Source organism: Sphingobacterium olei, from assembly GCF_005048855.1.
Taxonomy (GTDB): Bacteria; Bacteroidota; Bacteroidia; order Sphingobacteriales; family Sphingobacteriaceae; genus Sphingobacterium; species Sphingobacterium olei.
The window spans coordinates 664,672-679,786 of sequence record NZ_SUME01000001.1 but is presented as its reverse complement, the minus strand read 5'-3'; the positions used below and the strand labels follow the sequence as shown (position 1 = coordinate 679,786).

The 15,115-nt window shown below is 41.1% G+C and carries 11 protein-coding genes; 8 read left to right on the top strand and 3 right to left on the bottom strand.

Features of this window, described 5'->3' with window-relative positions; translation table 11 throughout:
• Nucleotides 1–2 precede the first annotated feature (2 nt).
• The gene (locus FAZ15_RS02835; RefSeq protein ID WP_136899787.1) at nt 3–1,082 is read left to right on the top strand and encodes a phytase; all 1,080 of its coding nucleotides are present in this window, start codon (nt 3–5) and stop codon (nt 1,080–1,082) included.
• A 138-nt stretch (nt 1,083–1,220) separates the two neighbouring features.
• Here FAZ15_RS02835 and FAZ15_RS02830 read toward each other — a convergent pair whose 3' ends face one another.
• Together FAZ15_RS02830 and FAZ15_RS02825 are read right to left on the bottom strand one after the other, a co-directional pair.
• Nucleotides 1,221–2,225: a cytochrome d ubiquinol oxidase subunit II gene (locus FAZ15_RS02830; RefSeq protein ID WP_136899786.1), complete on the bottom strand. Its 1,005-nt coding sequence runs from the start codon at nt 2,223–2,225 to the stop codon at nt 1,221–1,223.
• A 3-nt stretch (nt 2,226–2,228) separates the two neighbouring features.
• Entirely contained in the window at nt 2,229–3,569 is a 1,341-nt protein-coding gene (locus tag FAZ15_RS02825; protein WP_136899785.1) for a cytochrome ubiquinol oxidase subunit I, read from the bottom strand.
• Nucleotides 3,570–3,716: 147 nt separating this feature from the next.
• Here FAZ15_RS02825 and FAZ15_RS02820 point away from each other — a divergent pair, with 147 nt between their 5' ends.
• The 7 genes from FAZ15_RS02820 to FAZ15_RS02790 all read left to right on the top strand — a co-directional run bounded on the left by FAZ15_RS02820 (nt 3,717) and on the right by FAZ15_RS02790 (nt 14,172).
• On the top strand, nt 3,717–4,307 hold the full coding sequence (locus tag FAZ15_RS02820) for an RNA polymerase sigma factor (RefSeq protein WP_136899784.1): 591 nt from the start codon (nt 3,717–3,719) through the stop codon (nt 4,305–4,307).
• A 64-nt stretch (nt 4,308–4,371) separates the two neighbouring features.
• Nucleotides 4,372–5,559 (top strand): FecR family protein, encoded by a 1,188-nt coding sequence (locus FAZ15_RS02815; RefSeq protein WP_136899783.1) that lies wholly within the window; start codon nt 4,372–4,374, stop codon nt 5,557–5,559.
• A 188-nt stretch (nt 5,560–5,747) separates the two neighbouring features.
• Nucleotides 5,748–9,125 (top strand): SusC/RagA family TonB-linked outer membrane protein, encoded by a 3,378-nt coding sequence (locus tag FAZ15_RS02810; protein WP_238387130.1) that lies wholly within the window; start codon nt 5,748–5,750, stop codon nt 9,123–9,125.
• Nucleotides 9,126–9,157: 32 nt separating this feature from the next.
• A complete protein-coding gene (locus tag FAZ15_RS02805) occupies nt 9,158–10,642 on the top strand; it encodes a RagB/SusD family nutrient uptake outer membrane protein (RefSeq protein ID WP_136899782.1) in 1,485 nt (494 codons plus the stop codon).
• Nucleotides 10,643–10,658: 16 nt separating this feature from the next.
• Complete coding sequence (locus FAZ15_RS02800) at nt 10,659–11,477, top strand: DUF4843 domain-containing protein (RefSeq protein WP_162304853.1); 819 nt, start codon at nt 10,659–10,661, stop codon at nt 11,475–11,477.
• On the top strand, nt 11,458–12,927 hold the full coding sequence (locus tag FAZ15_RS02795) for a PKD-like family lipoprotein (RefSeq protein WP_136899780.1): 1,470 nt from the start codon (nt 11,458–11,460) through the stop codon (nt 12,925–12,927). The genes FAZ15_RS02800 and FAZ15_RS02795 overlap by 20 nt, the downstream gene beginning before the upstream one ends.
• Nucleotides 12,928–13,032: 105 nt before the next feature.
• Nucleotides 13,033–14,172, top strand: a complete 1,140-nt coding sequence (locus FAZ15_RS02790; protein WP_162304852.1) for an AhpC/TSA family protein — start codon at nt 13,033–13,035, stop codon at nt 14,170–14,172.
• Nucleotides 14,173–14,226: 54 nt separating this feature from the next.
• Here the strand turns inward: FAZ15_RS02790 and FAZ15_RS02785 are convergent, their stop codons facing one another.
• Nucleotides 14,227–15,081: an NAD(P)-dependent oxidoreductase gene (locus FAZ15_RS02785; RefSeq protein WP_202912298.1), complete on the bottom strand. Its 855-nt coding sequence runs from the start codon at nt 15,079–15,081 to the stop codon at nt 14,227–14,229.
• Between the last annotated feature and the right edge of the window lie 34 nt (nt 15,082–15,115).

Here is a 15,115-nt window from a genome sequence, read left to right as displayed (position 1 = left end):
AAATGAAAAGACTTTTCAATATTTTATCATTTTTGGCATTTGGCCTAATGATTTCGTCCTGCCAAGACAGAATGGCACCAGTAGCCGAAAATGCGATTAAACCTACGTCTATTACCGAACCTACACCTCATGATACCGATGATCCCGCTTTTTGGGTTCATCCGACAGATCCATCAAAGAGCCTTATCATCGGCACCGATAAAGAAGTTGGTGGAGGCCTATATGTTTATAATTTGGAAGGAAAGATTGTGAACAGCTTCGAGAATATGCAACGGCCAAACAATGTTGATGTGGCGTATGGATTGGATATCAATGGCATCAAAACCGATATCGCTGTGACGACCGAAAGGAAAACAAATACGATCCGGATATTTTCGCTGCCTGACTTAACTCCCATTGACAACGGAGGGATTCCAATCTTCGAGGGAGAAACAGGCGACGGAGAACGGGATGGTATGGGTATAGCATTGTATACCAAACAGGTCGATACGACCACAATAGAGATTTATGCAATTGTCGGACGGAAAACTGGCCCGTTAGAAAATTATTTGTGGCAGTACAAATTGTCTGGAAAATCCGATGGCACAGTTGGAGCGACAGCTGTGCGTAAATTTGGTAGATATAGCGGAAAAAAGGAAATTGAGGCGATTGCGGTAGATAATGAATTGGGATATATATACTATTCGGATGAGACAGCTGGAATACGGAAATACTATGCTGATCCTGCTAAAGGGAACAACGAGGAACTTGCTTTTTTTGGCCAGGCGGATGCAAAACGGGATCATGAGGGAATCGCTATATATCAAAAAGATGCGAAAACAGGTTATATTTTGGTATCTAACCAACAGAAAAACACATTTTTGGTATATAAAAGAGAAGGCTCAGAAAATAATCCGCACGCACATCAGTTGATCTCAGAAATCCCGGTATCAACGGTAGAATGCGATGGAGCCGATGCCGTCAATGTCAATTTTGGTCCACAATTTCCACAAGGTATTTTTGTAGCGATGAGCAATGGAAACGTATTTCATATCTATGATTGGAGAATAGTACAGGAATGGATAGACAACAATCCTATGTAACAAAAACACTGCAATTTAATAATTGGCAAGTAATTTGAGCAGTTATTTGCTCATAATTTAGGTTAAAAATTGGTTAGGTTAGAAATCCTGAAGCTTCCCGCTTCAGGATTTTTTTCTATATTTCCATAAGGCAATTCGTCAAGGTTTCTTCTTGTGAAATGAATACAGTAGATAAAAAAGAAACGGTAATATAAAAATGCTTCCGAGCAGTAGGCCCCAAGCCAATACAGTAATTGTCTTTTCGCTGCTCTGCTGATCTAAAAGGGATAGTGCACTTCCATCAGCAAGCAGAACGAGTTCGGGAAAATGATTATAAGTAGCCGCTATCAGGATCATCATAACCTGAAAGGCAGCAGATATACGCATTAGAGTGCTTTTATGATGAGCGGCCGCCCAGAAAAGAACACCTATGGAGACCGTTGCCAATAAAACCGCTACCTGACCAATGAAACCTCCAAATACCCACTCAAACAGAGGAATACCTGTCCAGTACGCTGTAGCAAATACGAGACTGCCTGCCCCCAACACTACAAAGAAATATATTTTGGCTTTACGCATCAGGTAATCGACAAATCCTTTTTCTTCCGCTTCTCCAATAATGTATATTGACGCAAGATAGGCGCTAATGGCCACTGTAAAGAGCCCTACCGCAATACCGAACAGATTCCACCAACTGAGTACATAGGCTGCTAAAAAGTTTGAAGCTCCAGGATCTATCTGTCGGGAAACTGTGCTTGCCGCAATAATACCTAAAAAGAAGGGTGTGATTAAGCTACTTATCCGAAAGATTCTATTATAGACTTGTTGCCATTCATCGTCAATGGCATCGTAATGGCGAAAAGTAAACGCTGTTCCCCTTGCTATAATACCTAACAGCAGGAGCAGAAGTGGAATATGAAGATATATGGATAAGGTACTATAAATGATCGGAAAACCTACAAAAAGTACGACAATGGCAATAATCAACCACATGTGGTTTGCTTCCCATATTGGTCCAATAGATTTGTAGGCTGTATTTTTGACCCGTAGTTTATTATTTTTTCCGGTAAAGAGCTCTATGATACCTACGCCAAAATCAGCTCCACCCAAAATAAGATAAAGGTAAAGTGATATCCAAAGATAAGCGACAACAACGTATAACATGTATTATGATTTTGATTTTATTCCGAAGTTGGGATCCGTTACATCGTACAACCTGCCCACCATTTTTAACTGTCTGTACAAGAGAAATATAACGATAGCTGAAAGCGACACAAATACCGTGGTAAAAATGTAGAAGGAATATACGATCCCGGGCATTGGAGTAACAGCATCTTTTGTGCGCATGATGCCGTAAATAATCCAGGGCTGACGCCCGACTTCAGTAACCACCCAGCCCGCTTCAAGGGCAATATAACCTAAAGGTATAGCAAGTACAAATAGGCGTAAAAACCAGTTAGCCTGCATCCAATGCTTTTTCTTCCAGATAACCACTAAGTACAATAGCGACAACCCACACAGCAGCATACCTAAAGTGATCATGATCTGAAACGCATAGTGGGTAATAGCGATCGGAGGCCAATCCTCCCGAGGGAACTCATTAAGTCCTTTGACTGGCTTATCGATATCTCCGTGTGCGAGAAAGCTCAGTACACCCGGTATTTTGATCGCGTAATCTACTTTTTGTTCTTCTTCATTGACAATTCCTCCAAGGATAAAAGGCGCTCTTTCCTCGGTATTAAAATGTGCTTCCATCGCTGCTAGCTTTATGGGCTGCCGCTGGGTTACGTCTTTCGCTGATATATCGCCGCTAATTGGCTGCAGCAACGCTGCGATACAGCCACAGGTTGCAGCAATCTTAAATGCCTTGGTATGGAACTCCACGTTTTTCCGCTTCAAAATCATCAGGGCATGCATGCCGGCTACCGCGAATCCGGTAGATACAAATGCCGCTAAAACCATATGTAATGCCTGGGAAAACCACGCTTTATTCAGCATTGCGGCTATCGGATCAATATTTGAATACACGCCGTTATGATAGTCAAAACCCGCCGGACTGTTCATCCAGGCATTCGCAGCGACAACGAGTATGCCCGATGCTAAACCGCTGATACCGACCAATACACCTGTAGCCCAGTGAAACCATTTGTTGAACCGATCCCAACCATACAAGAAGAAACCTAATGCGATGGCTTCGATAAAGAATGCCGTCCCTTCTAATGAAAATGGCATACCAAATATTGGACCGGCATGTTTCATAAACTCGGGCCATAGCAGCCCCAATTCGAATGATAACATCGTACCCGAAACAGCACCGGTCGCAAAAAGGATGGCTACACCTTTGCTCCACGCTTTTGTAAGTCCTTTGTAAATTTCATTTCCGGTACGGAGATATTTGTAGTGACTAATAGCCATAAAAAAAGGCATGACCATGCCCACGCATGCAAATATAATATGAAAGCCAAGTGACATGGCCATTTGGGAACGGGCCGCGATAAAATCATCCATGTTTTATAGTATTCGTCTATGCGACTAAGTTACGGATTGGTTAGCAAAAGAACAACGTAATCTTCCGTTGTCTTTAGTACTACTTTTTCGAATTATACCTATATTTACACCAATAATTCATATTAACCGTATCCTAAACGCCATAAAATGAAATATACGAATGAAATGCATTTACTTTACGATTTAAATAACGGAAAAGAGAAAGCATTCGAGTATATTTTTAACCGTTATTACAATCGTCTTTGCATATTTGCTTCTAGTTTTGTAGAGGAAACAAAGGAAGCCGAGGATATCGCAGAAGAAGCCTTCGTAAGTATGTGGAATAGCAAAAAGGATTTTCAAAGCATACTCCATCTTAAATCATCCCTCTACCAAACGACCCGCCGTATCGGATTAAACAAGCAAACTGCCCGGCAGCGAAGAGCCATCCGTACGGATAATTATTTGGCAAATCAGGAACAATTTCAGGAAAGCCAGCTACAGCATATCGTCTATGCAGAAGCTATGGGTGAACTGTATGAAGCTATACAAAGCCTACCGCCTAAAGCGCAACAAATTATTAAAGCGACCTATCTGGAAGGAAAAAGTAATCAAGAAGTAGCCGATGAAATGGGAATAAACTTACAAACTGTAAAAAATCAAAAATTACGTGCACTAACGATTTTACGGAATCAATTGAAGAGAGATTCATTCAATCTTTTAATCGCCGGAGTATTTATTGTAGAAAAATTTCAATAATTTCTATTTTTCTTTAGTACTTTTTTAATTCGGTGTGGTATCTATAGATAACAAGCGGAAAAATATGTACCAAAACGAAGAAGAACCAATCATTATCGGTGAAATTATTGCAAAAGAGATCCAAGGAATACACTTAACTGAAGTAGAGCAGGGTTTATTGCAACATTGGTTATCTCTTTCAGATAAGAATCAGGATATTTACCAGCGTTGTAAAAATACAGACGAGCAGCAACAGGCTTATGAAAAATTTGCGGTAATAGATAGTAACCGAGCGTTTGCAAGAATAAAGAAAAAAGCTTTTCCATATCAAACACCTCACAGAACTCCTATTTTAAAACGCTTGTACCCCTATCTTATCGCAGCGTCAGTACTTTTAGTGGGTATTTTTGGAACATATTTGTGGTCTATCAACATGAAGAGCTCCGCAGATTCGATTCAGCAAACTTCGCATATAGATTACGCTCCTGCGGGTAATAAAGCTACGGTAACACTTTCTGACGGTCGATTATTCGAACTGGATCAAACACAGCAGGAAATTTATATCAATGAAAATGGACTAAACTACAAAGATGGAGAACTTGTTACGGAGACGGAATCTGTTGTATCCGTCAAAATAGCTACTCCCAGAGGTGGTTTATACAACGTAACCCTTCCCGACGGTACCCGCGTAAAACTAAATGCGGGTAGCGAATTAGATTATCCAGTTAGATTTGCAAAAGACAAAAGAGAAGTTACTCTACAGGGTGAAGCCTACTTTGAGGTGGCAAAACAAGCCAATCATCCATTTATAGTAATCAGCAACGATCAAAAGATTACGGTATTAGGCACTCATTTCAATGTAAACGCGTACACAGACGGTTATCCGATTAAAACAACATTGACGGAAGGAAAAGTGCGTGTACAGGCTTTGGCAAACCAATTAGAAACGGAGCTTAAACCAGGACAACAATCCGTTTTACGACAGGGCAAACTTTCTAGAAAGGACGTAGATGTAGCACAAGAACTGGCATGGCTTAACGGAAAGTTCAACTTTGACGGAAAATCGTTGAAAGAAGTAATGAGCGAAGTATCCCGTTGGTATAATGTAGATGTAATCTACAAAGGTACCGTTCCGGATATTGAATTTTTTGGCGGGACCTTTCGCACCAGCAAGTTATCGACCATATTGAGTTTACTGGAAAGCAACAACATAACCTATCAAATGACGGCTGATAATAAATTATTTATAGCACCGGCCAACGGGAACGAATAACCGGGAACGAATAGAAGAATTATGGAATGAATGGAAGAAAGGAGGTCCAAGGAAAAAATCAGCACGAAAATCTAAGATAAATAGCGGAAAGGTAGTTGCAATACCTCCCCGCCGGAACTAGGTCAGCCAAGCTGACCATTAACTGAATTGTATCGGACATTGTCCAATTACTAACCACAACAAAATTAATGAATTTAAGTTACTTTATTAGAGTGATCAAGCTAAGTACATTTATGTATTTCGTTGCATGCCTCCAATTTGGTCATGCAGCCTACACGCAGACAGTTACGTATACTGGACAGAACATCGCATTAACGACCGTTCTACAAGCTGTAAAAAAACAGGTTTCTTACGAAGTGCTCGGCACTAGGGATCTGTTGACTAACGCTACACCGGTAAGTATAGTTGCTAAAAACATGCCATTAGAGGCATTTCTGGATAAAATTCTTGCCCCAAGAAACATTTCATACCGAATCGTAGATAAAACTATCGTATTGGAACGAAAACCCGTAAGAAAGAACACAGAAACTAAACCAATTTCCGCAGAGGAAAAGGTGCAACAGCAGAATGTCCAAGGCAAGATTCTTGGAAGGGATAATCTACCATTAGCTGGGGCAAGTCTAGCTGTCGACGGCAAAACTATTGCTGTGGCCGATACGGATGGTAATTTCACCTTGCCGGGGACACCCGACGGCCAAACAGTAACAGTGACAATGATTGGCTATAAACGCCTGACATTTAAACTGCAGGAAGGTAAATATAGCTATCCCGTTCAAATGCAGGAGGATGCTGCCGATGTAGAAGAAGTAATCGTGACGGGATATCAGACGATTAAGAAAGATTCTTACACCGGTACTGCTATCACAAAAAGTGGTGAGGAGCTCAGACAGGTCAACCCACAGAATGTCTTACAAGCCATGCAGGTATTTGATCCTTCCTTTAAATTATTGGACAATAACCTTGCTGGTGCAAACCCAAATGCCATACCATACATTAATGTACGCGGATCATCGGCGCTTCCGACTGGTACCAATGAAGTATTGCGCCGTGATAATATTACGGGTACAACGAATATGCCAGCATTTATACTTGATGGCTACGAAGTAAGTGTACAAAAAGTACTCGATCTCGATATGACACGCATCGAAACAGTCACCATACTTAAAGATGCGGCAGCTACGGCTATCTATGGATCACGAGCTGCAAACGGTGTCATGGTGATCACTACCAAGGCACCTAAAGAAGGGAAGCTACAATTAACCTACTCGCACGAGAGCAATGTCAACGCGCCAGATATTAGCGACTACAATGTATTAAATGCCCCCGAGAAACTTGAATTTGAACGACTATCTGGCTTATTCGATTCTGAACTCCAACGCCAGCCACAGAACGACTTAGATCAATTGTATTATAATAAACTAGCTAATGTGTTAGGCGGTGTAGACTCCTACTGGCTATCCCAACCCCTACGCACGGCTGTAGGACAAAAACATGGGCTTTTTCTGGAGGGTGGTTCCGAAACCTTCCGGTATGGTGTTGACGTGCGGTACCAGACCAGACCTGGCGTGATGAAAGGTTCCGATCGGAACCAGTATTCGGGAGGTTTAAACTTTAACTACAACCTAAAAAACAAAGTTCGTTTTTTCAATGAACTTGCCGTGACAGTTGTACAGGGCAATGAATCACCATATGGTGCTTACTCCAATTATGTGCGTATGAACCCGTATTACCGCATGATGGACGACAACGGCAATATCATCCAACGAGTCGATACATGGAAGCGAGTCTGGGATACCGGTGCATCTGAAACCGAATCCGTACTGAACCCCATGTATGATGCAACGTTAAACAGCTTTAATAAAAACGGCTATACGGAGGTGATGAATAATTTCGCCAGTGACTTTGATCTGGGGTACGGGCTACGTCTGCGCGGGCAGGTAAGTTTATTGAAGCGGATGAATACGGGAGATAATTTTGTGTCTCCGTTAGCAAATGAATTTTACAATTACCCTACATCCCGGACCGATGAGAGAGGCAGTTATACCAGCTACATAAACAACGAGCTGCACTGGGATGCTAACGTACGTGTAAATTGGATGAGGCGAATTGGAAAAAGTGATTTCAACGTCGTCGGAGGAACAAACATCCGTACCGAAAATATGGATGAACGTTCGTTTAGGGCAATTGGATTTGCAAACGACCGGTTTCAAAGCATAGGTTTCGCGAAAGGATATGCTGAAAACGAAAGTCCGTACAGCTATCTGTCCTTGTCCCGGTTATTCGGTGCATTTTTAAGCGCCAATTATTCATTTAACAACAGGTACCTTTTAGATGCCACGGTCCGTATGGATGGCTCATCTAAGTTCGGGGACAACAACCGCACGGCTCCATTCTGGTCTTTAGGTGCCGGCTGGAATGTACACAACGAGTCCTGGTTCGCTAGCGATATCGTTAATCTCTTACGGTTGCGGGCAACAACAGGATTAACCGGATCCATTAATTTTGCACCTTATATGTCGTCGACCACCTATGCTTACGATCAGAATAATAGGTATTCATCAGGAATTGGCGCTGTTGTTCGCAATTATGGAAACGAAGACTTAACCTGGCAGAAAACACAGGGAACCGATATCGGTGTGGATCTGGGCTTATTTAACGACCGTATCACGATGTCTCCAAGATTATACTACAAACTGACCAAGGATATCCTTACGGATATTACGCTTGCACCATCGACTGGATTCACATCATATAAAGAGAATTTAGGAGATATGGAAAACAGAGGCTTCGAAATTAATTTCAACGCGATACCGATACGTAATAAAGAATGGACATTAAGCCTGATGGCGAACTTGGTACGCAATGAAAATAAAATTGTACGGATTTCAAATGCACTAAAAAGTTATAATGATCGCGTTGATGATGTACAGCAAGAAAATGGCTTTTTAGGAGTGCCTTTATTACGTTTTAAGGAAGGACAGTCGATCGATGCAATCTATGCTGTACCTTCTTTAGGTATTGATCCGGAAAGCGGGCGTGAGGTATTTCGCACACAAAACGGATCCTTAACCTACGACTGGAATGCGAGAGATATCGAAGTGGTCGCCATTGCAACGCCAAAATTGGAAGGATTCTTTGGTGGAACACTGAGGTATAAACAACTCACGGCGGTAGCTTATTTCCAAGCCCGGATGGGTGCCAAAATGTATAACCAAACGCTAGTTGACCGTGTTGAAAATGCAGATCCGCGATATAATGTAGACAGTCGAGTATTGGCAGAAAAATGGAAGAATCCGGGTGATGTCACTTTTTACAAAAGCATTCGCGATCAGGGGCAAACCAGGGTATCCTCACGTTTTATTATGCCGGATAACTTGTTGGCCTTACAATCGGTGTTCCTGTCGTACGATTTCGAAACAGCATGGGTAAAGAAAATGTCATTGTCCCGACTTCGTCTAGGTCTAACAGCCAATGATATTTTCCGCATGTCTACTGTACGGCAAGAAAGAGGGATCAACTACCCGTTTGCAAGAAGCATTAGCTTTAGTCTACAAGCCGCATTATAAATAAGATACGCAATCTAGAGAATCGAAAAACAATGAAAAAAGCAATACTATACATTCTACTGCTATCGCAAACCACGCTACTATCCTGCTCCAAGTGGCTGGATGTGCAGCCCGAAAGTGATATCGATCGGGATATTCTTTTTACAACGGAAGAAGGCTTTAAAGAAGCATTATTGGGTATATACACCCGAAATGCTAAGACCGACTTATATGGCAAAGAACTTACAATCGGCACAACAGAAGTTTTAGCCCAAAATTATAAAATCAAACCATTCGACAGACCAAAGTACTTAGCTACTAAAAATTACAGGTATGATGACGCTGACTTTATGCAGCGCAAGGATGCGATTTGGCTAGGTCTTTACTCTGGAATTGTCAATGCAAATTTGATCTTAGCTGAAATAGACCAAAAACAAAATCTATTTACTGCAGGTAACTACGCACTAATTAAGGGTGAGACATTAGCGCTACGAGGCTACCTACATTTTGATGCATTACGGCTGTTTGCTCCAGCTTACCTGGTCAACCCGGAGGCAGCAGCTATTCCGTATGTAACGTCCTATTCGAATAAAACTACAGCTATGTCGAAAGTGAAGGATGTATTGGACTCGGTAATTGCCGATTTGGAACAAGCTAAAGAACTATTGACCGACGACCCCATTCGGAAATCGTCTTATATTATCGGATATCCTTCGGCTGATACGTTGACAAACACTGAATTACACGATAAAAGTTTATTCCTACAGAACAGAAGGCATAGATTGAATTTTTACGCAGTATGTGGCGCTTTGGCACGCGTATATTTATACAAGGGCGATAAGACAAATGCACTGGCTAATGCAAAGATCGTTATTGATGCTAAAAAGTTTCCATGGACCAATAAAACAGATTTTTTACAACCCGACGCTGACAAAAAAGACCGTATCCTGTATAAGGAACTACTATTTGGCTGGTATATACCATCGTTGAACAATGAAATTAATATTTCAACATTTTCTGATCCGGCCGTAGACGGAATTTATCTGTCAGATGATGATGTAAAAAGCATTTATGAGACAGGTGGTGCGGGCGGATCAGACATGCGATTCACCCAGTGGTTTAGCGGGTTAAATGGTACGGAAAAAACAATTCAAAAATACCGAAGAAATCCTGTAGGTGACACTTTTATTGCAAACAAACATTATCTTATGGCACCTGCTCTTCGGCTAAGCGAAGTGTATTATATTGCTGCGGAATGTACATATGAGGCTGATCCCGACGCTGCATTAGCCTATTTAGATGAAGTAAGGCTGCACCGTGAAATCGGAGACAAAGTAAAAGCGGCTAATTTAAGTGAATTCCAAACCGAGCTGCTTAAAGAGTACCGAAAAGAAACGTATGCAGAGGGCCAGTTGTTCTATGCTTATAAAAGGCTAAACAAACCCATTATCGGATTTCAAGGCGAGATAATTCCGGCTAGTCAACGCATTTTTGTACTCCCATTACCAGATGACGAGATTATTTATGGTGAACGTTAATCCAACAGAACGACTTATGAAACAGATAAATTATTTTATTGTAGCATTGATTGCTATTATGTCGCTATATAGCTGTAAAGAAGCAGAGCTGAAGATCTATGAAGAAGATGCAAATATTTATTTCGATCTCAACCGTAATGATCGCGATAGCATCGTTTATACCTTCGCCTACGACATGACAAAAGCTGTAGACACCGTTTATATACCAGTACGAATTACGGGTCATCGGCTTCCACAAGGCGGCATTTACAAGGCGTATGTTGAGCACGACTCCTCCACAGCAGTTCCCGAACTACACTACAAACCCTTGGAAGGTAATTATTCCCTAACTGCTAATGAAGGACGCGCAAGACTTCCTCTTATTGTGTACAATGTATCCGATTTAGAAGAAAGATCTGTGTCCGTAATTTTAAAACTACAAGAAACAGAAGACTTTGGTGTTGAAAACCCCAACATTATCCGTGCGCGGATTATCCTATCAGCACGATTAGAAAAGCCGAGCTGGTGGGATCAATGGTTGGACAGCTATTCCCGGGTAAAACATCAATTATTTATACTTGTAACTGGCTTAGATCATATGACAAACACGGATGAAGACCCATTTGGCGTACCGAAAAACACCTACATTGCTAGCGTGCTTACGATGATGCTAAACGATCCCTTCCGATGGGTGGATAACAATCCCGAGAAAGGTTATGTGTTGACCACCGAAGATGATGGTGCCACTTATTCCTTTTACCACAAGGATAATCCGAGCAGGCCGATGCTATTGCGATATAATGCAGGATCCGGAAAATATTTTTTTATAGACGAAAATGGAAGAGAGGTTAGATAATATGGAAATCAAGACAAATATCAATATGTTCCAACTTGCATTCTATGCTTTCTTGCTATTATGCTTGGGAAGCTGTTATAAGGACAAGGGGAACTATGACATTAATATGCCGATTACGCCAGAAATAATTGGATTAGACACGCTTTATGAAGCAGTAGTGGGTGACAGCTTGATTATCGAACCGCGTTTTGCAGGTGTCGATGCTAGCCAACTGGAACTGCAATGGCGGGTAATGGCACCTGAATCCGTAAATCCGGAACGCGATCTGTATGAAGGTCATTCATTGCGTATGGTATTTGGATATGGTGCAAAGGTTTATACCACACAGCTCACGGTTACGAACAAAGCCAACGGGATGAAGTACTTTCACAATTTTAAAATTCGCGGAATTACCGAATTTTCTAAAGGAAACGTTGTTTTAAGTATAGAAGATGGCGTAACGAAACTTTCCTTCGTCAAACCGGATAATACCGTACAACCAAATATTTACACAGCAATAAATGGTGAAAACTTACCTTCAGATCCGTTACACCTTTATTTCATGCGTCATGCAGAAATAACGAATGCAATTCCGCTGGGTTATTGGATTATAACCAAAAATGGCGGAGTGAGAATAGCCGTAGATGACCTCACACTAGAAAAAGAAAAACCGAATACGCTAAGTAAAAATTTCTTTTTGGCTCCTGAAACTATTGACGTTGGTAGTCTCCAAAATCACCGTAACGGTGTGCTAATGGGCGTAATCAATGGTAAATTTTACGGCGGCACCACGCAAACTTGGGATCAAGCTCACACATACGGCATGTTCGGTAATTATGCGGATGGAAATTATGAACTGGCACCGCAGTTCATCATGAGTACTGTTAATGGTAATACGATCATGATTGCATATGAAAAAGATAAAAAGCAATTCCTTCGTATTAATTTCTATGGTGTCCCAGTATACTTTGGCACACAGTACACAACGATAAACACCGAAATTTTTGATCCACAAAACGTTGGCATGGATTTGCTACATATCGTACAAATCAATAACGCTGATACCTATGCCTACATGAAGGATGAAACGGGAAATATCTATGAGTTAAAATTTACAGTCAATTTTAACGGACCATTTACTTTCACGTCCGAACATAAGCGGTTATTCATCCGGCAGGAATGGATTAACGCAGATACAAAAATGGTCGCTACTCAAAACGGAAATATTTATATCGCAACACAAAATAAAGTATACCGCTATAATCCCATAAACCAACAAGTACGGGAAATGGAGGCCACCTTTACCGATAAGGTAACCATGTTAAAACTGGAAGACGATGAAAACACACTTATCGTAGGCTCCGGAAATAGCATATATTATCTCAATATTCAGACTGGACGAAATGGTGATCTCACCGGACAAATAGACGGAATACCGGGTGCCCCGGTCGATATGGCATGGAGAAAATAACAGGTTAGAAAACATGATATTGGTTTCGTCGAGAGCGAGACCAATATTAACGACCACAGAGTAAAGCGGTCGGAGATGCAAACTAATAAAAAACAAATAATATATATGAATATTTTAAAACTAACAGCAGCACTATTGATTTTATCTCCTATTCAATTGCTTGCTCAGGAGGGATTCCAATTAAAAGGTAATGCCCCTAAAAAATTTGATGGGAAGAAAGTATACCTTGACTATACAAAAGAAGGTTTTTCAATGGCCGATTCAGCGATCATCAAAAATGGCAAGTTTACGTTTACCGGTATGGTAGACGAGCCTGCTTATTCCCGCATGGTGTTTGATCCGGAAGGAAAAGGTAAGATGATGGTGCAGAATAATGGGGATCGCCTTTACTTCTACCTCGGCAACGAAACGTATAAAATGGCGATCAAAGATTCATTGAGCACTTCAAAGATTACAGGATCGGCTCTGCATGACAGCTATACTAAATACATTGCGGAAATTGGCAGTGATTTTATGAGTATCATTGATGGTGCAAACAAAGAGTTTGCTGCCGTAAAAGCAGACGCTCCTGATGCAAATGAGCAATATGCAGCAATTCGGGAAAAATATGATGCTAAATTTGAAACCCGCCGCGAAAAAGAGTTTTTATTTGCACAGAATAATCCGAATTCTATCTTTTCAATAGATGCGCTTAAGGATGTAGCCAACAAACGAAAACTTTCAGAAATTGAACCGGTGTTCTTGGCATTATCGAAAGAAGTACGGCAACTGACTTCGGCTCGCGAACTTGAAGCGAGAATATTAGCGGACAAAATGATCAAAATCGGAAGTAAAGCACCAGATTTTGCACAACCGGATATGGATGGTAAGATGGTTAAAGTTTCTGATTTCTTAGGACAGTATGTATTGATTGACTTTTGGGCAAGCTGGTGTGGTCCGTGTCGTGCTGAAAACCCCCATCTAGTAAAAGCCTATGAGAAGTACAAACCAAAGGGATTGGAGATTCTTGCAGTGTCCATCGATGATAACAAAGGTAGGAATGCCTGGTTAAAAGCTGTAGAAGACGATGGATTACCTTGGATTCATGTGGCTGATTTAAAAGGATGGAGCAACGACGCGGCTGTCCTATACGGTGTAAGAGGTGTGCCCCAAAATTATTTAATCGACCCTACAGGTAATATTGTTGCTGTAAATTTACGCGGCGAAAAACTTGATGTAGAACTTGAGAAAGTTTTTGGACAATAAGAGCCGACAAGCAGTTAACAGAAAATCCTGGGGCTATCCGTCCCCAGGATTTTCTTATATCCGATTCTTTTCGTCTTTTAAATAATTGATGATACCAATAACATCATCCGATCCGAAACCGCTATCGTGCGCCGATTGGTACGTATCAATCAATACTTGAGATAACGGATAATCCGCACCTGCCCTGTGAGCAAGAAGAATATCTTTCAACATTAAATTCAGTGCAAAGGCTGGGGTATAGTCATTTGCTATCAATGAATTTGTTTTGGCTTTTGTTGCACCACTTCCGCTGGCACTTTCATTGATTATTTCGAGTATATCGCTACGGCTTATTCCCAATTTTTCAGAAAATAAAACTGTTTCTGCTAATCCTTGATAGATCATGGAAAGAAAATAATTGATAGACAATTTTGCAGCTATACCTTGACCATTGCCCCCAAGATGTTTAACAAGTTTTCCTAATTTTTCTAAATAAGGCCGAGCCCGCATCACATCTTTTTCTTCTCCCCCAACCATAATAATTAGCGTTCCTTCTGCGGCGGGTTTAGTACTTCCGGCTACAGGTGCGTCTATAAACGATGCTTCTTTTATTCGTATAGCTTTGGAGATTTCAATGCTGGCTTCCTGCGAAATAGTACTCATATCCACAAAGAGCTTTCCGACGACAGAAAGACCCAATACCTGCTTATAAACAGCTTTTGTAGCATCATCATTAGTAAGCATCGTAAAGATAACATCACAGTTTTCAATCAGTCCTTTGATGCTGCTGTAAATAGTCGACTGCATCTTGAAGCCTTCTGCTTTTGCAGCTGTTCGATTATAGACGGAAAGCGAAAATCCTGCTTTTTCCAGATTTTTTGCCATGGGACGTCCCATATTTCCTAATCCAATAAACCCGATTCTTTCCATATGTATTGTTGTATAAACCTATCTTCTATTTATT